Annotated in this window: 20 protein-coding genes and 3 pseudogenes; 16 read left to right on the top strand and 7 right to left on the bottom strand. The window is 70.5% G+C overall.

Going from position 1 to position 21,787, the window contains the following annotated elements; all coding sequences use genetic code 11:
• Window positions 1–423: 423 nt before the first annotated feature.
• From ABZY11_RS10395 to ABZY11_RS10370, 6 genes and pseudogenes are all read left to right on the top strand, one after another.
• A pseudogene (locus ABZY11_RS10395) lies at window positions 424–789 on the top strand (CAP domain-containing protein); the annotation flags it as partial.
• Window positions 790–1,003: 214 nt separating this feature from the next.
• Window positions 1,004–2,305: an FAD-dependent oxidoreductase gene (locus ABZY11_RS10390; RefSeq protein ID WP_356478739.1), complete on the top strand. Its 1,302-nt coding sequence runs from the start codon at window positions 1,004–1,006 to the stop codon at window positions 2,303–2,305.
• Window positions 2,306–2,536: 231 nt separating this feature from the next.
• A complete protein-coding gene (locus ABZY11_RS10385) occupies window positions 2,537–4,744 on the top strand; it encodes an MMPL family transporter (protein ID WP_356478738.1) in 2,208 nt (735 codons plus the stop codon).
• A 145-nt stretch (window positions 4,745–4,889) separates the two neighbouring features.
• Window positions 4,890–6,119, top strand: coding sequence for a sensor histidine kinase (locus ABZY11_RS10380; RefSeq protein WP_356478737.1), 1,230 nt, complete (start codon window positions 4,890–4,892; stop codon window positions 6,117–6,119).
• Complete coding sequence (locus ABZY11_RS10375; protein WP_356478736.1) at window positions 6,116–6,811, top strand: response regulator transcription factor; 696 nt, start codon at window positions 6,116–6,118, stop codon at window positions 6,809–6,811. The genes ABZY11_RS10380 and ABZY11_RS10375 overlap by 4 nt, the downstream gene beginning before the upstream one ends.
• 153 nt (window positions 6,812–6,964) lie before the next feature.
• Window positions 6,965–7,762, top strand: a complete 798-nt coding sequence (locus tag ABZY11_RS10370; RefSeq protein ID WP_356478735.1) for a VOC family protein — start codon at window positions 6,965–6,967, stop codon at window positions 7,760–7,762.
• 22 nt (window positions 7,763–7,784) lie between these two features.
• Here the strand turns inward: ABZY11_RS10370 and ABZY11_RS10365 are convergent, their stop codons facing one another.
• On the bottom strand, window positions 7,785–8,585 hold the full coding sequence (locus ABZY11_RS10365; protein WP_356478734.1) for an HAD-IIA family hydrolase: 801 nt from the start codon (window positions 8,583–8,585) through the stop codon (window positions 7,785–7,787).
• A gap of 116 nt (window positions 8,586–8,701) precedes the next feature.
• Between ABZY11_RS10365 and ABZY11_RS10360 the strand changes: the two are divergent.
• Window positions 8,702–9,328: pseudogene (locus ABZY11_RS10360) on the top strand (phosphoribosyltransferase family protein); the annotation flags it as partial.
• 70 nt (window positions 9,329–9,398) lie between these two features.
• On the opposite strand, the pseudogene ABZY11_RS10355 reads toward ABZY11_RS10360, so the two are convergent.
• A pseudogene (locus ABZY11_RS10355) lies at window positions 9,399–9,500 on the bottom strand (alpha/beta hydrolase); the annotation flags it as partial.
• A gap of 609 nt (window positions 9,501–10,109) precedes the next feature.
• On the opposite strand from ABZY11_RS10355, the gene ABZY11_RS10350 reads away from it, so the two are divergent.
• The 5 genes from ABZY11_RS10350 to ABZY11_RS10330 all read left to right on the top strand — a co-directional run bounded on the left by ABZY11_RS10350 (window position 10,110) and on the right by ABZY11_RS10330 (window position 12,973).
• On the top strand, window positions 10,110–10,565 hold the full coding sequence (locus tag ABZY11_RS10350; protein ID WP_356478733.1) for a carboxymuconolactone decarboxylase family protein: 456 nt from the start codon (window positions 10,110–10,112) through the stop codon (window positions 10,563–10,565).
• A gap of 105 nt (window positions 10,566–10,670) precedes the next feature.
• Window positions 10,671–11,081, top strand: coding sequence for a fluoride efflux transporter CrcB (gene crcB, locus ABZY11_RS10345; protein WP_356478732.1), 411 nt, complete (start codon window positions 10,671–10,673; stop codon window positions 11,079–11,081).
• Window positions 11,078–11,434: a DUF190 domain-containing protein gene (locus tag ABZY11_RS10340; RefSeq protein WP_356478731.1), complete on the top strand. Its 357-nt coding sequence runs from the start codon at window positions 11,078–11,080 to the stop codon at window positions 11,432–11,434. The genes crcB (ABZY11_RS10345) and ABZY11_RS10340 overlap by 4 nt, the downstream gene beginning before the upstream one ends.
• Window positions 11,431–11,805 (top strand): fluoride efflux transporter CrcB, encoded by a 375-nt coding sequence (gene crcB, locus ABZY11_RS10335; RefSeq protein ID WP_356478730.1) that lies wholly within the window; start codon window positions 11,431–11,433, stop codon window positions 11,803–11,805. The genes ABZY11_RS10340 and crcB (ABZY11_RS10335) overlap by 4 nt, the downstream gene beginning before the upstream one ends.
• 403 nt (window positions 11,806–12,208) lie before the next feature.
• Window positions 12,209–12,973 (top strand): SDR family oxidoreductase, encoded by a 765-nt coding sequence (locus tag ABZY11_RS10330; protein WP_356478729.1) that lies wholly within the window; start codon window positions 12,209–12,211, stop codon window positions 12,971–12,973.
• Window positions 12,974–13,001: 28 nt separating this feature from the next.
• On the opposite strand, the gene ABZY11_RS10325 is transcribed toward ABZY11_RS10330, so the two are convergent.
• On the bottom strand, window positions 13,002–14,486 hold the full coding sequence (locus tag ABZY11_RS10325; protein ID WP_356478728.1) for a DEAD/DEAH box helicase: 1,485 nt from the start codon (window positions 14,484–14,486) through the stop codon (window positions 13,002–13,004).
• A 235-nt stretch (window positions 14,487–14,721) separates the two neighbouring features.
• The gene (locus tag ABZY11_RS10320) at window positions 14,722–14,925 is read right to left on the bottom strand and encodes a cold-shock protein (RefSeq protein WP_093547863.1); all 204 of its coding nucleotides are present in this window, start codon (window positions 14,923–14,925) and stop codon (window positions 14,722–14,724) included.
• A gap of 715 nt (window positions 14,926–15,640) precedes the next feature.
• Between ABZY11_RS10320 and ABZY11_RS10315 the strand changes: the two genes are divergently transcribed.
• The 4 genes from ABZY11_RS10315 (at window position 15,641) to ABZY11_RS10300 (ending at window position 18,852) form a co-directional block, all read left to right on the top strand.
• Complete coding sequence (locus ABZY11_RS10315) at window positions 15,641–16,108, top strand: hypothetical protein (RefSeq protein WP_356478727.1); 468 nt, start codon at window positions 15,641–15,643, stop codon at window positions 16,106–16,108.
• A gap of 142 nt (window positions 16,109–16,250) precedes the next feature.
• Window positions 16,251–17,108: a glycosyltransferase gene (locus ABZY11_RS10310; protein ID WP_356478726.1), complete on the top strand. Its 858-nt coding sequence runs from the start codon at window positions 16,251–16,253 to the stop codon at window positions 17,106–17,108.
• 75 nt (window positions 17,109–17,183) lie between these two features.
• A complete protein-coding gene (gene uppS / locus ABZY11_RS10305; RefSeq protein WP_356478725.1) occupies window positions 17,184–17,894 on the top strand; it encodes a polyprenyl diphosphate synthase in 711 nt (236 codons plus the stop codon).
• Between the two features lie 109 nt (window positions 17,895–18,003).
• Window positions 18,004–18,852: a GNAT family N-acetyltransferase gene (locus ABZY11_RS10300; RefSeq protein ID WP_356478724.1), complete on the top strand. Its 849-nt coding sequence runs from the start codon at window positions 18,004–18,006 to the stop codon at window positions 18,850–18,852.
• Between the two features lie 19 nt (window positions 18,853–18,871).
• On the opposite strand, the gene ABZY11_RS10295 is transcribed toward ABZY11_RS10300, so the two are convergent.
• The 3 genes from ABZY11_RS10295 to ABZY11_RS10285 all read right to left on the bottom strand — a co-directional run bounded on the left by ABZY11_RS10295 (window position 18,872) and on the right by ABZY11_RS10285 (window position 21,768).
• Entirely contained in the window at window positions 18,872–20,572 is a 1,701-nt protein-coding gene (locus ABZY11_RS10295; RefSeq protein ID WP_356478723.1) for a SpoIIE family protein phosphatase, read from the bottom strand.
• Window positions 20,573–20,715: 143 nt separating this feature from the next.
• A complete protein-coding gene (locus tag ABZY11_RS10290) occupies window positions 20,716–20,988 on the bottom strand; it encodes a DUF1876 domain-containing protein (protein ID WP_356478722.1) in 273 nt (90 codons plus the stop codon).
• Window positions 20,989–21,057: 69 nt separating this feature from the next.
• Window positions 21,058–21,768: an alpha/beta hydrolase gene (locus ABZY11_RS10285; protein ID WP_356478721.1), complete on the bottom strand. Its 711-nt coding sequence runs from the start codon at window positions 21,766–21,768 to the stop codon at window positions 21,058–21,060.
• Between the last annotated feature and the right edge of the window lie 19 nt (window positions 21,769–21,787).

Here is a 21,787-nt window from a genome sequence, read left to right as displayed (position 1 = left end):
GGCGACGTTCTCGGCACCACTCCTGCGAGTCGGCATTGTGCCGAGCGACCAAAAGTCTTCACTTGAGGGATACGTCCGACACCCGTCACTGACCACAGGGATCGTTCCGATGCGGGTTGGCTCGTCGCAGCGTGGACCAGGTGCGGACCGCCGGAGGCGGCCCCGGATCCAGGCCTTGTGCAGGCCGTCCACGAAACAGACGCTTCCCGCAGCGCTCCCTCGAAGTCCTTCCCACGCGAACATCGAGTACCGAGCGAGGCCATATCCATGAGGAAGCACTACAGGAAGACGTCCCGCCGACGGTTGGCCATGGCTGTCGTCGCCCTGGGAGCCGTGGGAACCACGGGAACCATGGGGGTCGCGGACAGCGCGGGGGCCGCGGGTGTGCCGTACGCCGTCTTCAGCCCTCACAAGCAGGAAACCGCGCGCCTGCTGAAGCTCGTCAACAGCGTGCGCAGCGCGGTCGGTTGCTCGCCGTTGAGGATGAACGCGAAGCTGACGAAGGCCGCCCGGAAGCACAGCGCGGACATGGCGTCCCACCGGAACATGTCCCACACCGGCTCCGACGGTTCGGCTCCGAGCGACCGGATCACGCACGCCGGATACGAACGGAGCGCGTACGGCGAGAACGTCGCCCACGGCTACACCACCCCCGAGAGCGTCATGGCCGGCTGGATGAACAGCCCCGGCCACCGGCGCAACATCCTCGACTGCTCGTTCAAGGAGATCGGCCTGGGCCTCGCCCAGCCCGGCGACTACTGGACGCAGGACTTCGGAACCGCCCGCTGACCGGACCGGCCGATGTGACCACGCACGGACGAAGGCCGGAGACCGCCGGAACCCGCCGGAAGGCTCCAGCCTTCCGGCTCCCCGACTTCCCGGCCTCCGGCCCCGGCTCCCCGGCCTCTGGTCACGGGATTCCCTCGTCGCGGCGCGGTCCGATCGGTACGATCGACAAGGCGATTGAAACGTATCAATCCATCAACCGAGGCGTGAGATACCCATGCGAACGTACGACATCGTTGTCATAGGCGGCGGGCCCTCGGGAGTCCCGGCAGCCGTCCAGGCCGCCCGGCTCGGCGCGCGCACGCTGCTGGTGGAGAAGAACGCCGGACTGGGCGGCACGACCACCAGCGCCAACGTCGCGTTCCCGGGGCTTTTCCACGCCTGGGGCGAGCAGGTCATCGCTGGGATCGGCTGGGACCTGGTCCGCAGGGCCGTCGAGTTGAGCGGCGACGAGCTGCCGGACTTCCGCGACGACGAGCGCCCGCACTGGCAGCGCCAGGTGCGGGTGAACGCACCGCTGTACGGAGCACTGCTCCTGGAGGAGGTCCACGGCAGTGGCATCGATCTGCGGCTGCACACGATGCCGGCATCGGCGCACTGGACCGGTGACCTGTGGGAGCTCCGGCTCTGCGGCAAGGACGGGCTCGAAGCGGTCGCCGCCCGACGGCTCGTCGACTGCACCGGGGACGCGGATGTGATCGGACTGGCCGGGCTGGAGCGCCGGCGCAACCAGGACCGTCAGCCCGGCACCATCGACATCCGGCTGTCCGGCTACGACGTCGACGCCCTCGACCACGACGAGCTGGACCGCAGGCACGCCGAGGCGGTCGAGTCGGGAGCGCTGCTCGCCTCGGACCTCGGCTCCCGGGGCCGACCGCTGCTGCCGTTCCTGGCCAAGCGGGGCGAGAACGCGATCCATCTCGTCGGGATCGAGGGAGCGACCAGCGAGGGCCGCACCGCCGGGGAGCTCGCGGGCGCGGCGGCGGTCCTGCGCATCCACCGTTTCCTGCGCACCCTGCCGGGGCTGGAGAACCTGCGGCTCGACTTCCGCGCGTCGGAGGTCGGGGTCCGCGAGAGCGTCACGATCGCAGCCCGTACGACCGTGACCGGGGAGGACTACCTGGCGGGGCGGGTCTGGGCCGACTCGGTGTGCAACAGCTTCTATCCGATCGACATCCACCGCCCGGACGGCAACGGGATCGACAAGACCTATCTGCGCCATGGTGTGGTCCCCACCGTGCCCCGCGGCGCGATGGTCCCGGCCGGCAACCCGTACGCCGTCGTCGCCGGGCGCTGCATCGGGTCCGACCAGGCGGCGAACTCCGCGCTGCGGGTGCAGGCCACGGCCATGGCGACGGGGCAGGCGGCCGGTGCGCTCGCGGCGATGTCGGCGGACCGGGGGACGGATGTCACCGCGGTGCCGATGACGGACCTGCATCGGGTGCTCGTGGCCTCCGGGGCGATCGTGCCCGCACTGCCGGCGCCGTCCGCGAACGCCTGGGCCGCCGGGGTCGGATGACGAGGCGGGCAGACCACGTACCGCCTGATACCGAGGCCCGGGCAGGCCACGTACTGCAACGACAGTACGTACGACTGCATGCAGGCAGACGACGACGATGACGTCCACGTTCACGAAGGATTGAGGCATTCCTCCGGCCCCGCCGTGCCCCGGCGCGGTCCAGGCACGGCCGGAGCGCGGCATCGCGCCGCCGACCCGTTGCCCGATCCAGAGAGACTGGAGCGCCTTCTCGTGGCTACCTTCCTTTACCGGCTGGGCCGCTTCTCCTTCCGGAGACGCCGGCTCGTCGCCCTGCTCTGGGTGGTGGTCCTGGCCGCCTGCGCGTTCGCCGCGGCCAAGGCGCCGACCGCCCCCGAGGACGGGTTCTCGATGCCCGGCACGGAGTCGCAGAAGGCGTTCGACCTGCTGGACCAGCGCTTCCCCGGCGGCAACTCCAACGCCGCCGACGCCCGCATCGTGTTCGTCGCGCCCGAGGACGAGAAGATCACCGCGGGCCCGAACAAGGCGGCCGTGGAGCGGATCGTCGCCGAGGTGGCGGGCGGCGACCAGGTCAAGGACGCACTCGACCCGTTCAGGACGGCCGGGGCGGTGAGCAAGGACGGCACGACCGCGTACTCCACCATCAGCTACGACGTACAGAGCATCGATCTCACCGACGCCACCACCAAGGCGCTGGAGGACACCGCCGAGAAGGGGCGGGACGCGGGCCTGACCGTGGAGCTCGGCGGATCGGCCCTGGTGCCGGAGGGCGAGCTGGGCGGCACGACGGAACTCGTCGGTGTCGCCGCCGCAGCGGTCGTCCTGCTCATCACCTTCGGGTCGCTCGCCGCGGCGGGCCTCCCGCTGCTCACCGCGATCGTCGGCATCGGCGTGGGCGTGGCCTCGATCGTCGCCGTCGGGATGTCCACGACGACCACCACGCTCGCCCTGATGCTGGGCCTGGCCGTGGGCATCGACTACGCCCTGTTCATCGTCTCGCGCTACCGGACCGAACGCGCCGAGGGCCACAGCGCCGAAGAGGCCGCGGCACGGGCCGTGGGCACGGCGGGTTCCGCCGTCGTCTTCGCCGGTCTCACCGTCGTCATCGCCCTGGCGGGCCTGTCCGTGGTCGGCATCCCCGTCCTGACCAAGATGGGTCTCGCCGCGGCGAGCACCGTCGTGATCGCCGTCCTGGTCGCGATGACCCTGCTGCCCGCGCTGCTCGGCTTCTTCCGGAAGGCCGTCCTGCCGCGCGCCCAGCGCAAGGCGCGGGGCGGGCAGCGCGCCACGGACGGCCGGCCCAGCATGGGCACCCGCTGGGCCCGCTTCGTGATCCGTCGGCCGCTCGCGGTCCTGGTCCTCAGCATCCTCGGCCTCGGCCTGATCTCCGTACCGGCGCTCGATCTCCAGCTCGGCATGCCGGGCGACGAGGCGAAGTCCACCTCAACCACCCAGCGCCGCGCCTACGACGCCCTGGCCGACGGTTTCGGTCCCGGATTCAACGGACCGCTCACCGTCGTCGTCGACGCCAAGGGCTCGGACGACCCGAAGGCCGCCGCGGCACGGGCCGCCAAGCAGCTCACGGCCACCGACGGCATCGTCGCCACGACGCCCCCCGCCTTCAACGAGGCCGGTGACACCGCGGTGCTCACCGCCGTGCCCTCCACCGGGCCCAGCTCCGAGGCCACCACGGAACTCGTCCACACCATCCGCGACGAGGCTCGTGGCCTGAAGTCCGGGACCGGTGCGACGATGCTCGTCACCGGCACGACCGCGGTGAACATCGACGTGTCGCAGAAGGTCACCGACGCGCTGGTCCCCTACCTCGCGCTCGTCGTCGGACTCGCCTTCCTGCTCCTGATGATCGTCTTCCGCTCACTGCTGGTCCCGCTCAAGGCGGCGCTCGGCTTCCTGCTGTCCGTGACGGCGGCCTTCGGCACGATCGTCGCGGTCTTCCAGTGGGGCTGGCTCGCCGACGCCCTCGGCGTCGAGCAGACCGGCCCCGTGATGAGCATGATGCCGATCTTCCTGATCGGCGTGGTCTTCGGTCTGGCCATGGACTACGAGGTCTTCCTCGTGACCAGGATGCGGGAGGCGTACGTCCACGGGGAGCGGCCCGGCGAGGCGATCGTCACCGGGTTCCGGCACAGCGCCCGGGTCGTCGGCGCCGCGGCCGTCATCATGATCGCGGTGTTCGCCGGGTTCATCGGGATGAGCGAGTCGATGATCAAGATGATGGGCGTCGGTCTCGCCTCGGCCGTCTTCTTCGACGCGTTCGTCGTCCGGATGACGGTCGTCCCGGCGGTGCTCGCCCTGCTCGGCGACCGGGCGTGGTGGCTGCCCCGGTGGCTGGCGAAGGTCCTGCCCCAGGTGGACGTCGAGGGCGAGAAGCTGAACCACGGCGGGCCTGCGGCGCCCGCCCCGTCGGCGGAACCCGCTCCCGATCCCGTACGCGTATGAGCCGCGGTGGAGTGATGTGAGGCGGCCGGCGGCCCGTCCGTCGTGCGTGCGACGGACGGGCCGCCAGCCGCCCTGCGCGGGCGGACGGCCGAGTCGACGACCATGGATGGTCCGACAGACCCTGTGGAAGAGGAAGAGAGACTGCGTGTTCACCGACTGGTGGCAGTGGACCCGACGCCACCCCCGGGCCGTCGACGTGGCGATAGCCGTGGTGCTGTGGGTCTCCGTGGTCTTCTCCAGCACCCTGACCGACGCCCGGATCGTCCGCGCCCCGATGCCCGCCTTCTCCCTGGCCGCTGTCGTACCCTCCGCCGTTCTGCTGCTGGGGCAGCGCAGATTCCCGCGCACGGTGGTGGCGGTGACGACGGTGTGCGGTGGTGTCCTGGGCGTCATGGGCGGCCGCATCGGCTTCGACCCCAGCCCCGGCGTCGCCGGCGCCGCCCTGGTCGCCCTCTACCTCCTGGCCCTGCGTACGGACCTCCGCACGACCACGGTGTACACGGCCGGGGTGGCCGTCGCCCTCGTCATCGTCTCCGTCGGCTGGGGCAAGGGCGCACTGCTGCGGCCCGATCAGATCGGCACCCTCTCGTGCGTCCTGCTGGCGGGCGCCGTCGGTGAGTCGGTACGGACCCGGCGTGACCATCTCGCCGCCGTGGAGGCCCGGGCCGAGCTGGCGGAACGCACCCGTGAGGAGGAGGCGCGGCAGCGGGTGGGCGAGGAGCGGACCCGGATCGCCCGCGAGCTCCACGACATCGTCGCGCACCACATCGCCCTCGCCCACGCGCAGGCGGCCACCGCCGCGTACCTGCTGCGCAGCAAGCCCGACCAGGCGCAGAAGATGCTCGACCAGCTGGCCGGCACCACGTCCTCCGCACTGCGCGAACTCAAGGCGACCGTGGGGCTGCTGCGCCGCGAGGGCGACCCGGAGACACCGCTGGAGCCGACTCCCGGGCTGGCCCGGCTCCCGGAGCTGATCGCCTCGTTCGAGCACACGGGTCTCGTCGTGTCGGTGTCCGTGGAGGGCGAGGCCCGGCCGCTGCCGCCGGGCGCGGACCTGACCGCGTACCGGATCGTGCAGGAGGCGCTGACCAACGTCACCAAGCACTCGGGCGGCGCGACCGCCTCGGTCCGCCTCGGCTACTCGCGCCGGCTGCTCACGCTCACCGTCTCCGACGACGGGCACGCGCCGCCGACGGCGGGCACGCCGGGCTACGGTCTCATCGGCATGCGCGAACGGGCCCTGTCCGCCGGCGGCCGGCTGGCCGCCGGGCACCGGGCGGACGGAGGCTTCGAGGTGACCACGGAGCTTCCCCTGGAGACGACGGAGCCCGGACAGCACGACGGGGACGACGAAGAGGAGAGGACGGCGCGGTGACCATCCGGGTACTGCTGGCCGATGACCAGGCGCTGCTGGCCGGGACCTTCCGGCTGCTGATCGAGTCGAACGACGACATGGAGGTCGTCGGTGTCGCGGCGGACGGCCGGGAGGCGGTGGAGAAGGCCCGCGCCACCGCGCCGGACGTGGTCGTGATGGACATCCGCATGCCGGGCACGGACGGGCTGGCGGCCACCGAGGAGATCTGCCGCGACGAGGCGCTGCGGGCGACCCGCATCCTCATCCTCACCACGTTCGAGATCGACGAGTACGTGGCCCGAGCCCTGCGCGCGGGCGCGAGCGGCTTCCTCGGCAAGGACGTCGGCCCCGAGGAACTGCTGGACGCGATCCGGACAGTGGCCTCGGGTGACACGCTGCTGTCGCCCGCCGCCACCCGGGCCCTCATCACCCGCTACCTCGCCCGCCCGGAGGGCGGCGTCGCCGCGCCCGGGTGCCTGGACGTCCTGACCGCCCGCGAGCGCGAGGTCATGGCGCAGGCCGCCGAGGGCCTGTCGAACGACGAGATCGCCGGGCGGATGCACGTGAGCCCGCTGACCGTACGCACCCACGTCGGGCGGGCGATGACGAAGCTGGGCGCCCGGCACCGGGCGCAACTGGTTGCCATGGCCTACCAGTCGGGCCTGGTGCGGGTGGACCCGCCGCAGGACCGGGGCGCCTCCGGGCCCTCGTAGGCGTACCGAGCCGCGTAGTCCGGCGGCCACCCGGATGGCCCTCACCGGTGCCGCGCGCCCGTCCCGGCCCCGCCGTTTCCGACGCGCGGGGAGCCGGGCGGCTGGCTAGCGTGACAAACCGGACCACCCACCGAGTGCGAAGGAGTCAGGGTCATGGCTGTACAACCGGAGGGCACACCGTGCTGGGCCGACGCGATGTTCGCCGACCTGGAGGGCGCGAAGAGCTTCTACGGTGATGTGCTGGGCTGGACGTTCGGCGAGTCCGCGGCCGAGTTCGGCAACTACACGCAGGCGTACGCCGACGGCAAGGCGGTCGCCGCTGTGGTGCCCCCGATGCCCGGCATGGAGAGCCACTCGGCCTGGTGCCTCTACCTGGCCTCACCGGACGCCGAGGCCACCGCCGCGAAGATCCGCGACAACGGCGGCGAGACGCTGATGGACCCCATGCGGGTCGGCGAGTTCGGCACGATGCTGCTGGCCCGCGACCCCAGCGGCGTCGTCTTCGGCGTGTGGCAGGCCGGCACCCACGAGGGCTTCGAGGCACAGGCGGTGCCCGGTGCGTTCTGCTGGGCCGAGGTCTTCACCCGGGAGCCCGAGAAGTCCGACGCCTTCTTCCCCGCCGTCTTCCCGTACTCGATGGTGAAGATGGCGGACGAGCACGTCGACTTCAGGATGTTCAACCTCGGCGACAAGACCGTCATGGGGCGGATGAAGATGGGCGACGACTTCCCGCCCGAGGTTCCGCCGTTCCTGAACGTGTACTTCACCGTCGCCGACTGCGACGCGGCGGTGGCGAAGGCCACCGAGCGCGGCGGCGTCCTGCAGTTCGGCCCGATGACCATGCCGTTCGGCCGGTTCGCCGCGCTGACGGACCCGCAGGGTGCGGCGTTCTCCGTCATCGACGTGAACACGACCGAGGGCGAGATCCCCAAGACGACGCCCGTGTCCTGAGGCATCCTGAGGGCGTCGGCCGCTACAGCCGCTCCAGCAGTTCGGGAAGGTCGGCGAAGGAGTCGATCACCTGGTCCGGGGTGCCCGCGGCCGCCCGGTGCGTCTCGGGGAGGTACTTGCCGGTTCTGACGAGGACGCCGGTGAGCCCCGCGGACTGGGCCGCCAGCACATCGGACTCGATGTCGTCGCCCACCATCAGGGCCTCGGACGCGGTGACGCCGAGGTGGGCCAGGGCCGCGGCGAAGAACGATCCGGCCGGTTTGCCGGTGATCTCCGCCTCGACGCGGGCCGCCCGCTCCAGCCCCAGGAGGAAGGCCCCGGTGTCGAGATCGAGCCCGGTGGCCGTGCGCCAGTACAGGTTCCGGTGCATGGCGACGAGCCCGGCGCCGCGCTGCAGATGGTGGAAGGCGCGGTTCAGCTCCGCGTAGCCGAAGGCGTCCCCGGCCCCGCCGATGACGACGACGTCCGGCGCCTCGTCGTGGCCGGACTCCTCGTCCTCGTCGACCAGGGTCACGCCCGTCAGATCGTCCCGGATGTCCCCGGAGTTGATCAGCAGACAGCGGGCGCCGGGGTGGTGCTCGCGCAGGTGCGCCGCGGTGACGGCCGGGGCGGTGAGGATGTCCTCGGCCGTGACGGGAAAGCCCTGGCCCGCCAGTTCCGCGGCGATCGAGGCGCGGGTGCGGGAGGTGGTGTTGGTGACCAGGGCCAGCGGGACACCCGTCTCGCGCAGCCGCCGCATCGCCGCGACGGTGCCGGGCAGTGGTTTCCACGCCACCGTGAGCACTCCGTCGATATCGATCAGGACCGCTCCGATTCGTCCCATACAACAGACCTTGCCCGAGTTGCGGGGTCGCCGCACATGGGGTTGTTTCGAAGTAGGGAAGCCGGTGGGGCACGTACGCATGCGGCCCTGTCTCCTCTGGATGGGGGTGAACCACCGTGCTGTTCGCCGACCGTGTCGACGCGGGCCAACAGCTGGCCGAGGCGCTCCGCCACCTTGAGCGGGAGAACCCCGTCGTGCTGGGACTGCCCCGCGGCGGAGTCCCGGTGGCCTTCCAGGTGGCGCAGACACTCGGCGCCGAACTCGATGTGATCGTCGTTCGCAAGCTCGGTGTACCGCACCACGAGGAGGTGGCGTTCGGCGCCATCGGCGAGGGCGGGGTGCGGGTCCTCAACGACGACGTCGTCGGCCGGCTGTGGGCCGGCAAGCAGGATCTCGCGGCGGTCGAACGGGTCGAGGAGGCGGAGCTCGTACGACGGGCGCAGGCGTACCGCGCCGGCCGGGCGCGGACCCCGCTCGGCGGCCGGACGGTGATCGTCGTGGACGACGGCATCGCGACCGGCGCCACGGCCGAGGCGGCCTGCCTGGTGGTACGGGCACAGCAGCCGGCCCGGGTGGTGGCGGCCGTGCCGGTGGCTCCGCCGGAGGCGGTCGTGCGACTGCGCCGGAGCGCGGACGAGGTGGTGTGCCTGTCGGTGCCGCGCCTGTTCTACGCGGTCGGCGAGTGGTACCGGGACTTCGGGCAGACGTCCGACGAGGAGGTCGTCTCCCTGCTGGCACAGGCCAGGAACAGCGGACATGTGACGCCGGGCTGCGACTGAGCGGGGCGCTCGCTCAGCCGCAGCGATGTCGCGATCAGTCCGCGCAGTACGCGTCGCGCCCCGGCCGCGTCCCCGTCGTCAGGAAGTCGGAGACCGCGCGGTCGCCGCAGGCGTTCCCGTTGCCCAGGTAGACACCTGGGACAACGCTTCAGCCTGAACCCGGAGTTGATGAGCGTCAACCGCACGATGGCGCCGACGAGGAGCCCCACCGCGCGGTGCGCGATGGGCACTTCCGGATCGCATGCGCTGGACGGAGCGGTCAGACGGAGCCGAACTCTCTCCAGCCTTGACGCCCGCCACGAAGGAGGCGAACGAGACGGCGGGAACGTCCAGCACCGGGCCGCACCACGGAGTTGCTCTCCCGTTTCGAGCCGACCTCGCTGCGCAGACTCGGCGTAGGACACCAGGGAGCGGTTCTGCATGGTCAGGACGGACAGCGGCACCGGAGTTCCCCGAGTTCAACCCGCTGCGCCGGCCACCGTGCGAGCGCGCGCGATGCCGCTCCCGCGAGGGCGACGGCAACAGCGACGGCAACAGCGACAGCGACAGCGACAGCGACTCCACGCTGATACGGCAGCTCCGGGCCAGGGTCACGAGGAGAACGGGCTGTGCAGCGCCCTCCGGCGGACACGGTGAGGCACCTGGCCGCCGCCCTTGTCACATTTCCCCTCCGCCGTCCGTCAGTGCAGTGAGGTTGCGGCGAGAACGCAGCCGCGGCCGCGACGGACATCGAAGGAGAAACATCATGCAGGCACGAATCGAGAACCCGGCCGAGATCATTCCCGAGGCCCTGCCCCCCGTACTGGGCCTGGTCAAGGCCATCAGCAAGGGCGGACTGCCGGAGACCACACTCGAATTGGTCGGGCTGCGGGTCAGCCAGATCAACGGCTGCACCTTCTGCGTCGACGGGCACGTACGCAATGCCAGGAAGGCCGGTGAGACCGACGAGCGGCTCTTCGCCGTGTCGGCCTGGAACGACGCGCCGTACTTCACCGACGCCGAGCGTGCCGCGCTGGCGCTCGCGGAGCACGCGACCCGGCTCAGCGACCGCTCCGACCCGGTGCCGGACGCCATCTGGGACGAGGCCGCCCGCCACTTCAGCGAGAAGCAGCTCTCGGCCCTGGTCCTCGCGATCGGTCTGACGAACCTCTTCAACCGCGTCAACGTCACCACCAGGCAGCCCCCGGGCAAGACCTGGTAGGTCGCGCACCGGTGCGGAGGTCGGCGGGCCCGCCGATGGTGCGGTGGGCCCGGCGCGGGGGGCGGCGATAGCCTGGTGCGTGCAGCAGGCAGGAGACATGTGCCCATGGGAGCCCCCAATCCCCAAGGTTCCGTCGTCGCGGTGATCGCGCTCGGCGGTGCGATCGGAGCGTCCGCCCGCTACGGAGCCGCGCTGATCTGGCCCACCGCCCCGGGCGGCTTCCCCTGGACGACACTGATCGTGAATGTCGTCGGATGTGCGGTGATCGGCGTGTTCATGGTGGTGATCAGCGAGGCCCGGTCGGCGCACCGGCTGGTGCGGCCGTTCTTCGGTACGGGGGTACTCGGCGGGTTCACCACGTTCTCGACGTACGCGGTGGACATCCAGCGCCTGATCGACGGCGGCCGGGCCCGCGCCGGTCTGGCATATCTGGGACTGACGCTGTTCGCGGCCCTCGCGGCGGTGTGGAGTGCGGTGTGGGCGACCCGCCGCGTGCTGGCCTGGAGGCATTCATGACGACGCCGGACACGGAACGGGGCCTTCGCCTGACGGTTCTCGTCGGCGAGTCCGACGGGTGGCACCACCGGCCGGTCTTCACGGAGATCGTGCACCGGGCGCACCGGGCCGGGCTGTCGGGCGCCAGCGTGTTCCGCGGCATCGAGGGTTTCGGCGCCTCGTCGATGATCCATACCCAGCGGCTGCTCTCGCTGAGCGAGGACCTGCCGGTGGCGGTCGTGATCGTGGACACCGAGGCGCGGATCAGGGCGTTCCTGCCGCTCATCGAGGAGTTGGTCGCGGACGGCGGTCTGGCCGTCCTGGACGAGTGCGAGATCGTCCGCTTCGGCGACGAACGGGAGCGGGGCCGGTGAACTGGCTCCTGGTGGTCGTCGGGGCGGCGGTCGGGGCGCCGCTGCGCTATCTGACCGACCGGGCGGTGCAGTCCCGGCACGACAGCGTCTTCCCGTGGGGGACCTTCGCGGTCAACGTGACGGGTTCACTGGTCCTGGGCCTGCTGACCGGCGCGGTGACGGCCGGTGCCGCCTCCTCGCATCTGCAACTGCTGCTCGGTACGGGACTGTGCGGGGCGCTCACCACGTACTCGACGTTCGGTTACGAGACGCTGCGGCTGGCCGAGGACGGCGCCAGGTCCTACGCGGTGGCCAATGCGGTGGCGAGCGTGGCGGCGGGGCTGGGCGCGGCGTTCGCCGGGGTCGCGCTGGCGCGGGCGCTCTGGTCGTAGCGGGAGGAGCGGTCGGCGCCCCCTGCCACCGCAATGCGAGGCGGAGGCAGGGGAACGCCGTTGAGGAGGAGCCGTCACCGAGCGCCGGGCAGTTCAGCCCGTTCCGCGCCGACAGCGGTCCGTCAGGCGCCGACGCTAGGCAACCGTCCGCGCCCCGCGCGGGGCACCACGCCGGTTCCCGGCCCGGCACCACCCCAACAGCAGGCGCCGCGGCGCGCCCCCGCCCCGGTGCCGTCACCCGGCCGGCGGGCCTTGATCCGCCGGTGCCCGCGGTGATTCGCTACATGATCCGCAGGTCTGCACGATCCGCATGATCTGCGCGGTCCGCGTGGACCGCGTGAACCGTGCGAACCGCCTGATCCACGTGATCTTCATCGTCCGAGAGCGAAGCGAGAGGCCTCCCGTGCCCGACAGCAGCATCACTCCGTCGTCGCGCCCCGTCACCGTCGTCACCGGCGGCAGCCGGGGAATCGGCGCCGCGACCTGTATCCGTCTGGCCTCGGACGGGCATGACCTGGCCCTGGGCTTCGTGAGCAACGCCGAGGCCGCAGAGCGGACCGCGGCGGCGGTACGGGCCACGGGGGCGCGCTGTGTCACGGTGCGGGTGGACACCGCCGAGGAGGCCGATGTGGAACGCCTCTTCGACACGGCGGCCGAGCAGCTCGGCCCCGTCACCGGGCTGGTCAACAACGCGGGGGTGACCGGCCCGCTCGGGCGGCTCGCCGACGCGTCCGCCGAGACGCTGCGCCGCGTCGTCGACGTGAACCTCCTCGGCTACCTGCTGTGCTGCCGCCGGGCCGCGCGGGACATGGCGGCCCACGGGGCGGGCGCGATCGTCAATGTCTCCTCGGCCGCCGCCACGCTCGGCAGCCCCGGGGACTTCGTCCACTACGCCGCGACGAAGGCGGCGACGGACGCGCTGACGCTCGGGCTCTCCAAGGAACTGGGGCCCGACGGCATCCGGGTCAACGCGGTCGCCCCCGGCATGATCGACACCGATATGCACGCCACGGCGGGCGACCCCGACCGCGCGAACGCGGCCGCCCCCGGCATCCCGCTCGGCCGCGTCGGGTCCGCCCCGGAGATCGCGGCAGCGATCGCCTGGCTGCTGTCGGGCGAGGCGTCCTACGTGACCGGGACGGTCCTGCGGGTCGCGGGCGGCCGGTGACCTGCTGGGCCGTGCCCGCGGACACGGCCTACCCGCCGCGGTTGGTGCGGCGCTGCTTCGCGGCGGCGCGGGCCTCCGCGGTGGGCAGGTCGGAACGGCGTGACCGGCCCGCCGTCGTGGGGCGGCTGCCCAGGCCCCGGAAGGCCGAGCCGCCGCTCCCGGCCCGCTCCGGCACCGGTGCGGCGCCGTCGACCGGCACCCCCGAGGGCTTCCGGGCGCCGGTGATCCGGCTCAGTTCGGCCTCGCCGGAACGGACCTGGGCGATCTTCGGGGTGATCCCGGCGTCGGCCATCAGCCGGGTCATCTCCCGGCGCTGTCCCGGCAGCACCAGCGTGACGACGCTGCCGGACTCACCGGCACGGGCGGTACGGCCGCCGCGGTGCAGGTAGTCCTTGTGGTCGCTCGGCGGATCGACGTTGACGACCAGGTCCAGGTTGTCGATGTGGATCCCGCGCGCCGCGACGTTCGTGGCGACCAGCACCGTGACCTGCCCGGTCCGGAACCGGTCCAGGGTGCGGGTGCGCTGCGGCTGGGACTTGCCACCGTGCAGCGCGGCGGCCCGCACCCCGCTGCCGAGCAGATGGCCGGTGAGCTTGTCCACGGCGTGCTTGGTGTCCAGGAACATGAGCACCCGGCCGTCGCGGGCCGCGATCTCGGTCGTGGTGGCGTACTTGTCCGCGCCCTGCACATACAGCAGGTGATGCTCCATCGTCGTCACCGCACCGGCCGCGGGGTCGACCGAGTGGACCACCGGGTCGTGCAGATAGCGGCGGACCAGCAGGTCGACGTCACGGTCCAGGGTCGCCGAGAACAACAGCCGCTGGCCCTGCGGCCGCACCTGGTCGAGCAGTTCGGTGACCTGCGGCAGGAACCCCATGTCGGCCATCTGGTCGGCCTCGTCGAGGACGGTGACGGCGACCCGGTCCAGGTGGCAGTCGCGGCGCTCGACGAGGTCCGTCAGCCGGCCCGGGGTGGCGACGACGACCTCCGCGCCGCCCCGCAGCGCGGCGGCCTGCCTGCCGATCGACATGCCGCCGACGACGGTGGCCAGACGTACCTTGAGCGCGCGGGCGTACGGGGTGAGCGCGTCGGTGACCTGCTGGGCCAGTTCCCGGGTGGGAACGAGGATCAGGGCCAGCGGCCGGCGGGCGTCGGCCCGGCCGCCCGCGGTACGGGCCAGCACGGCCAGGCCGAAGGCGAGCGTCTTGCCGGAGCCGGTCCGGCCGCGGCCCAGCACGTCGCGCCCCGCGAGGGAGTTCGGCAGGGTGGCCGCCTGGATCGGGAAGGGCGTGCTGACGCCCTCGGCGGTGAGCGCCGACAGCAGCGGCTCGGGCAGGTCCAGCTCCGCGAAGGCCGATACGGCGGGCAGCGCCGGGGTGATGGTGTCCGGCAGCGCGAGTTCACCCTGCGCGGCGGTGGGCCTGCGGCCAAAAGCACCGGAACGCCGGGCGGGGGTGCCGGAGCGGGTGCGGGAATACCGGTCGTTCGAGCGTGCTGTGCGGTCGCGGTCCATACGGAACCCTTCCTCGATATGGCGCGTATCGAGGAATTCGCTGCGGCGGCGGGCGGCGCAGGAATCGCAGGAACGGGCCGTTGACAAGCCTGGACGGAGCCCGGCTGCGAAAAATGAGTCGTGCCGGGGTGGCTCGGGCGGACCCCCGGAACAACAGCGAACCGGGGCCCGCACCCGAAGGTGCGGGCCCCGGTCGCACAAGTCGTCTCAGCGCGTCGGCGCCGGAGCGGTGGGATCAGGCCGGGGTGATGTTCTCCGCCTGCGGGCCCTTCTGGCCCTGCGTGACATCGAAGTTCACCCGCTGGCCCTCCTGGAGCTCACGGAAGCCGGTGGCAGCGATGTTCGAGTAGTGGGCGAAGACGTCTGGACCGCCGCCGTCCTGCTCGATGAAACCGAAGCCCTTTTCCGCGTTGAACCACTTGACGGTGCCAGTAGCCATATCCATCTCCTTCATGGGGGCAGTTCCCGGGGATTCGCACCGCGCGGATCCCACGTCGCCGCAATGATTACCCCATCCGGAAAGCACCGGAAAACAGTCTTCGGGAACCACAACTGCAGCAGCTTCCAGAATAGCACGGCGGAAGCAACCGGGCCGGGAAGTAATTTCACTCCACGGGTACGCAATTAATTCCCGCCGAACATCCCGCCGGACACTGCGTGAAATTCGATTCCACTTGCACGTGAAATTCGGTTCCGCCACGTCGCATACCCGCTCGCGCACACCGAGCCTCCGGCGCAGACCCTCACCGACCCGCCCTCGCCGTGCCCCGCGGTCCAGCTCCCGTCACCCACCGGACCCGAGGCCAGTTGATGACGGCCTGACCAGCAGCCATAATGCACGAGTAGCCCTTCACGCATCCCCCGTCGTGAAGGGCTGCACCCATGCCCGCATGGCCTGTATGCGCGTCATGAACCTTTTGTCCGCAGTGAATTCGTGCGGACCGCGTCACTTTCACGGGCAGGGGACTCCCCTCGTGATCCCCTGCCCGTGTTTTTTCGAGTTAACAGTGACGTTACGTGTTTACGCAAGTCCGTTCCCGTACCGCCTACCGCACCGAGGGACGCCACGTCAGGGTTCGTTACAGTACGAGCCCGTTGACCGAATCGACGACCGTGAACGCCGACCAGGCGGAAGCGGATACGTGGGGGGCCGGATGGACCGCGTCGAGGAACGCACACCGGAGCTGCGGACGTTGCAGCAGAAGGTCGAGTACATGGTGGAGAAGACGTTCCCCGGCCAGAAGATCTCCGGGCGCGTCTTCGCCGATCTGGTCAAGGAACGCGGCGGATCGCTCTCGCACAGTTACTTCTCCAACATCCTTGCCGGAAAGGTCACTCAGCCGTCCGAGGACATCCTCAAGGCGCTCGGCCTGGGCTTCGGCGTGGACTGGCGGTTCTTCAAGGAAGAGTCAGTGGTCGTCGACGATGTCGTCGCCGGACTGCAGTTCCTCGCGAAGCGGCGTACGGGGGACATCGTCGGCGTAGCCGGGCGCGGCCTCGACGAGGACCGTCTCCCGCCGGAGCTGCTGCAGTTCGCGCTCTCCCTGCTGGAGGACGCCAGGGGCGGGCAGGGGCCGGTCGGCGAAAACGGCACCACAGTGCATGGCGAGCCGGAGAAATAGGCCCCGCCCCTGCGCGAACTACGCGAGGAGCGCGAGGCCGGGCCGGTCGGCCTACCCATCGCCGCCCACACACTCGACCGACATCACACATTCAAATTTAGCAGCAGCCATACAATTAGCATTCAATGAGCCAGGAAAAGCAATGGAACCAATCTGCATTATTCCAGCATATAGAGTTGCCGACACGGAAATAAAAAGCACGTTCGCGCAACTGGAAGATATATTTTCGGGTTTTGTTGTAGTTCTGAACGATGAAACGCTCGACCTCGACAGAGCAGAGGCCGTGAAAGAACTCACGGGGTCTGCGGTATGGGTTGCAAGCATCAAGGGCCCAGTCGGCAAAGGGGAAGCAGTCAGGGCCGGCCTTCGCATCGCACTCGGCGAATCCGACTCAAGGATCTTCGTTCAGATGGACGGGCATTTGAAGCAGCCTCCGGCGCAAGTCGCAAGACTCGTCGAGAGGGTATCGAGCAATCCGCAGGTCGGAATGGTCGTAGCCAATCGTTACGGAAACCGATTTGACTCTCTGGACTCCCACCGGGGGGCGGTTACAGATGGGCTCAGTTCACTCATCACACGGGTTACCGGATACCAAATAGCTGACACTGCATCTGGTATGCGGGCGTACACCAGGGAGCTTGCTTCAATATTCACAGAAAAGAGCTACTGCTTTGGGTACGGCCTTGAACTGGAGCAGCTGTTCATTGCCGCACAGTACGGCTTCAGCGTAGTCCAGGAGTCTGTTGACTCAAATATGCAGGCCCGAAGCACCGCAGCAGAGAAAATCGAAGACAACCTGGCAGCGCTGATCGGCTATGCAGCAAAGGACCTCGAACCCAGCGAGCGCGCCACCCTGCACCGCGTGATGGCCGGAATAAAGATGCGGGACTCGTTCGAGGTCGATGGAGGCGTCTTCGGGATACCGGGTATTTGCTGCTACAACTACATTGGACGGGCCGAAGACGACGAGGAATCGTACTCATTTTCGGTGAAGATGTGACACACAATTGCACGTACCAAGATGCGCCTATGGCTTGGACGCTTGAGGAATCCGGCCGAACGGAACGGGAATTTCGTGGCACAGACTCTTAACCGCACCGCCGAAGCCCCCCGGCATGTTGCCCTCATTGCCGACGGAAACCGGCGCTGGGCGAAAGGCCATCACGTACCCGTCGTCGAGGGATTCCGGGAAGGCGCTAGGCGAGTACATGACGCCCTCGCCTGGTGCGACGAACTGGGTGCGGAAATCGTAACGATTTTCCTTCTGTCGGAAAGAAATCTCCAGCGACCTTCGGATGAACTTCTCCCCTTGCTGGATGTAATCCGGGAGCTGGTCGTCTCACTCCAGGAGAATAGTGACTGGAACACCCGAGCCATCGGGGAAATCGATACACTGCCGACCGAACTCGCCAATGTCCTGATTCCCGCCTCCGGACCCCTCCCAGGAGAAGCCAGAAAAGTAGTGAACCTGGCCATCGCCTACAACGGTCACAAGGAGATAATCCGGGCGGTCGGGAATGCGTTGAGGGAATCCAGCAATCCAACGTACAGCGCAGCAGAGATAGGCGCAGAAGAGGTCTCCCGACATCTCTCCAGTACGGAAGCCCCTCCGCCGGATCTGATCATTCGGACTTCTGGGGAACGGCGACTCTCGGGATTTCTCCTGTGGCAGGCATCTGACACACATCTGCACTTTCGGGAAACCCTGTGGCCTGATTTTCAGCGGTCGGATCTACTGGCGGCTTTCGCTGAATACCAGTCGCAGAACCGGACGTTGGGGCTCTAGCAGCGAAAACCACCCACCGCCGTCGCGCTGCTCGTCAACCACCCGCTATGGACCGGGTGGTGACGGAGAACCACCGTTGAAACGGTCGCCTGCCGGGTACAGGTGCCCCGTGCCGAACTTCGAGATCACCACCGCAAGCGCCGACGACCTCACGATGCTGGCCGATTGGGCCCACGAGGAAAGCTGGAACCCCGGGCTGACCGACCGTCACGCCTTCTTCGCCACCGACCCGCGCGGCTTCCTGATCGGCCGGCTCGACGGCGAACCGGCCTCCTGCGTCTCCGTGGTCCGTTACGGCTCCGGCTTCGGGTTCCTCGGCTTCTACCTCACCCGCCCGCACCTGCGCGGCCAGGGGTACGGCAGCCGGCTCTGGCGGGCCGGGATGGCACGGCTGGACGGGCGCAACACCGGCCTCGACGGGGTGGTGGCCCAGCAGCCCAACTACCGTAAGTCCGGCTTCCGTTCGGTGTGGACGAACATGCGCTACGAGGGCCTGCCGCCCACCGGTCCGTCCGCCCCGGCCGGCACGGAGCTCGTCGACGGCCGCTCGGTGCCCTTCGACCGGCTCGCCGCCTACGACCGGCGCTTCTTCCCGGCCGACCGGGACAGCTTCCTCGCGCCGTGGATCGCCCACCCCACCCGCACCTCGCTCGCCGCCGTCCGCGACGGGGAACTGTGCGGCCTGGCCGTGCTGCGCCCCTGCCGCACCTCGTCCCGGATCGGCCCCGTGTACGCGGAATCACCCGAGGTGGCGGGCGCCCTGGTCGGCGCGCTGGCGGCGACCGATCCCGGCGTCCCGGTCGCGATCGACGTGCCCGACGTCAACCCGGCGGCCGTGCGGCTCGCCGAACAGCTGGGCCTCACCCCGTCGTTCGAGACCGCCCGGATGTACACGGGACCGGCACCGGACATCGACCGCACCGGCCTGTTCGGCATCACCAGCCTGGAACTGGGCTGACCCGCCGCCCGTACGCGGATCAGTGAGCGGCGGGAGGCCGGGTGCGGGAGGCCAGCACGGCTATGTCGTCCTCGGCGCCCGGACCGAACCGTTCGAGAACGTCGTTCAACAGGTCGTCGAGGCTGCCGCCGGCCGGCATGGCCAGTTCTTTGAGACGGCCGACCGAGACGTCGATGTCCTCGTCGCGCCGCTCGACCAGACCGTCGGTGTACAGGAACAGCACCGTGCCCGGATCGAACTCCAGCAGCGTCGTGCGGTAACCGCCGAACCCGGTGCCGAGCGGCGGTCCCACCGCCACCTCGTCGCACACCCTGGCGCCCGTCAGCGGATCGATCAGCACCGGCGGCAGATGCCCGGCGCTCGCCACCTCGCACGCCCCGCCGAACCGGTCGACGACGGCCAGCAGACAGGTCGCCGCCCGGTCCAGTCCGGACCGCTCGACCATCCGGTCCAGCTGTTCCAGGATGCGGTGCGGCGGCAGCTCGTCGTCGGCGAGCATCCGCAGCAGGGAGCGGTAGTGGCTCATGGCGACCGCGGCCTCCATCCCGTGCCCCATCACATCGCCCATCGCCTTGAGGTGCCGCCCGTCCCGCAGCGGGATGACGTCGAACCAGTCGCCGCCGACCATCACGCTCCGGTCGGCCGGCAGATAGCGGGTGGCGATCTCGATGTGCGGGTGCGGCGGGCGCGGCTCGGACAGCAGGGAGCGCTGGAGCTCCAGGGCGATGGTGTGCTCGTGGGCGTACCGGCGGGCGTGGTCGAGGTCGACGGCGGCCCGGCCGGCGAGTTCCCGGGCGATCACCACGTCCTCGTCCGTGAAGACCGGTGAGTCGCCCGCCCGGATCAGGCCGAGGATGCCGAGCGGGCCGCTGCGCACGGTGAGCGGCACGATGACCGCCGAGTGCATCCCGAGGGCCCGGTAGGCGGCGAGCCGTTCGGGGCCGGGGGCGGAGCGGGCGAGCTGTTCGTCGGTGGTGAGGTTCTCCACGACGGGCTGGTTGGCCGCCAGGCAGCGCGGTACGGCCGCGCCCTCCTGGTAGTCGATGTAGTCGCCGGTCAGCCCGAACCCCCGCAACTCGTCGCGCAGTCCGGGCACGGCCCGCAGCGCGGCCCGGCGCAGCCGCAGCACGCCGGGTGGTGCGGGCCGGACCGGTGGGGCGACGTCCGGCGGGAACACCTCGACCGTCGCGATGTCCGCCAGCCCCGGCACGACGAGGTCGACGAGTTCGGCACAGGTGGTGTCCATGTCCAGGGTGGTGCCGATCCGGGCGGCCGCGGTGTCGAGCAGGGTCAGATGCCGCCGGGCCTGCTCCAGCTCGCGCTGCCCCCGGTCCGAGGCCATGACCTCCAGCACGATCCCGGCCAGCCCCACGATTCGCCCGTCGATCTCCAGCCGGTGGTACGCCCCGTGCCAGTACCGCCGGACCGTGGCGGCCGCGGCGGTGAATCCGCTGGATGTGATCTCGCGGGGCTTCCCGTCGGCGAGCACCGCCCGCATCATGTCCTCGCGCGCGTCGACCCCGGGGAGGAGCTCGGAGACCGTGCGTCCGAGGTGTTCGGCGGCCGGGATGCCGTTGAGCCGTTCGAGAGCGGGGTTGACGTACAGATAGCGCAGCCCGGTGTCGAGCACGCCCACCCCTGCCATCGTTCCGTCGACCAGGGCCGCCAGGGCACGGGGGTCGAACGGCACGTGGCTGTCGGCGTACGCATCGGCCTGCACGTCAACCTCCTGGGGAGGGCGCGGACCACCCGCTGCCCGGCACTCAATCGTCGGCTGCCCGTCCCCGCCGCGCATCCGCAGCCCGGGGCCGGCGCTCGTCGTGCGGGCCGGCCCCGGGACATGTACCGTCCTCGGCCCCCGCGTCAGGTGAGCGGGTGCGAGGTCCGGCCGGACGCCTCGTCGATCTCGTCGTGCGCCTTCGTCAGCATCTTCATCGCCAGTTCGTTGAGTGCTCTGGCTCCCGCGATCTCCTCTCCCACCCTCGGCTGGTCCTTGTCGGAGGGGTGGCGGCTCGCATACCCATGGGCCCGCATCTCGGTCCCGTCCGGGAGCCGCACCAGGGCGGCCGCGCGGGTGCGATGGGTATCTTCTTCGAATTCCAGTTCGACATGCCATCCGACAGTAGTCATCGCCATGACGATCACCTCCCTACCAGGGTGCGCCCGTTCCCCCGCCCCTGCACCACGGCGCCGCCCTCTGACCCGTCAGGCTTCCAGCAGATCCAGGTCGAGGGTGCCGTCCACCGCCGGAGCGTCCGGCGGGAGCCCGAGGGCCGTCACGACCGGCGCGGGGAGCGGGCCCAGGTCCAGCAGGCCGGTGACGATCCGAGTGGTCAGCGCGTGCCACTCCCCGGCGCGACGCACCATCGCATGGTCGCTGCGCCGGATCGCGACCAGACAGGAGCGGGCACCGGCCAGCCGGGCCCGGGCGGTGAGGTGCTGGGACGCGCGGGGGCTCGTGATCCGGTCCCGGGTGCTGTGCAGCAGGACGACGTCGCGGCCCGCCAGCTGGTCGACCGGGTCGCCGGCCGGGCACCACGGGGCGAGGCCGACCACCCCGCGCACCAGCGGGTGACCGGCGGCACGGAGCGCGGCACGGGCGCCCATCGAGTGGCCGACCAGGACCACCGGGATCTCCCCGGCCTCACGGCGCAGGGCGTCCAGGGCGCGCACGGTGTCGTGGAGCGGATCCTCGCGGAGGCCGTTCCAGCCGCGGTGGGCATAGCGGGCGGTGCGTACGAGAACGTCCTCGGCACCGCCGCCCGTCGCCCCGGCGATGGACCGGGCGAACGGACGCATCCGCACGCCGGGCAGGTTCAGCGGGCCGGGCAGCGGCGCGGCCAGGCCCGTCTCCGCGCCACCGTGCAGCAGGAGCACGGCCGCGGACGGGCGGGCGGCGGACGGCGGTTGTGCCATACGTACCTCCTGGTGCAAG

It is taken from the genome of Streptomyces sp. NPDC006510, assembly GCF_040611955.1.
Classification (GTDB): Bacteria; Actinomycetota; Actinomycetes; order Streptomycetales; family Streptomycetaceae; genus Streptomyces.
The sequence above is the reverse complement of the archived record's forward strand: the minus strand, read 5'-3'. Positions and strand labels throughout refer to the sequence as shown.

Bases quoted from the DNA above. Each gene is read 5' to 3' on its own strand.
- ABZY11_RS10320 (WP_093547863.1), bottom strand. From the start codon at position 14,925: ATGGCTACTGGCACCGTCAAGTGGTTCAACGCGGAAAAGGGCTTCGGT.
- ABZY11_RS10350 (WP_356478733.1), top strand. From the start codon at position 10,110: ATGCAGGCACGAATCGAGAACCCGGCCGAGATCATTCCCGAGGCCCTG.
- ABZY11_RS10285 (WP_356478721.1), bottom strand. From the start codon at position 21,768: ATGGCACAACCGCCGTCCGCCGCCCGCCCGTCCGCGGCCGTGCTCCTG.
- ABZY11_RS10340 (WP_356478731.1), top strand. From the start codon at position 11,078: ATGACGACGCCGGACACGGAACGGGGCCTTCGCCTGACGGTTCTCGTC.
- ABZY11_RS10310 (WP_356478726.1), top strand. From the start codon at position 16,251: ATGGAACCAATCTGCATTATTCCAGCATATAGAGTTGCCGACACGGAA.
- ABZY11_RS10325 (WP_356478728.1), bottom strand. From the start codon at position 14,486: ATGGACCGCGACCGCACAGCACGCTCGAACGACCGGTATTCCCGCACC.
- ABZY11_RS10390 (WP_356478739.1), top strand. From the start codon at position 1,004: ATGCGAACGTACGACATCGTTGTCATAGGCGGCGGGCCCTCGGGAGTC.
- ABZY11_RS10370 (WP_356478735.1), top strand. From the start codon at position 6,965: ATGGCTGTACAACCGGAGGGCACACCGTGCTGGGCCGACGCGATGTTC.
- ABZY11_RS10315 (WP_356478727.1), top strand. From the start codon at position 15,641: ATGGACCGCGTCGAGGAACGCACACCGGAGCTGCGGACGTTGCAGCAG.
- crcB (WP_356478732.1), top strand. From the start codon at position 10,671: ATGGGAGCCCCCAATCCCCAAGGTTCCGTCGTCGCGGTGATCGCGCTC.
- ABZY11_RS10290 (WP_356478722.1), bottom strand. From the start codon at position 20,988: ATGGCGATGACTACTGTCGGATGGCATGTCGAACTGGAATTCGAAGAA.
- ABZY11_RS10365 (WP_356478734.1), bottom strand. From the start codon at position 8,585: ATGGGACGAATCGGAGCGGTCCTGATCGATATCGACGGAGTGCTCACG.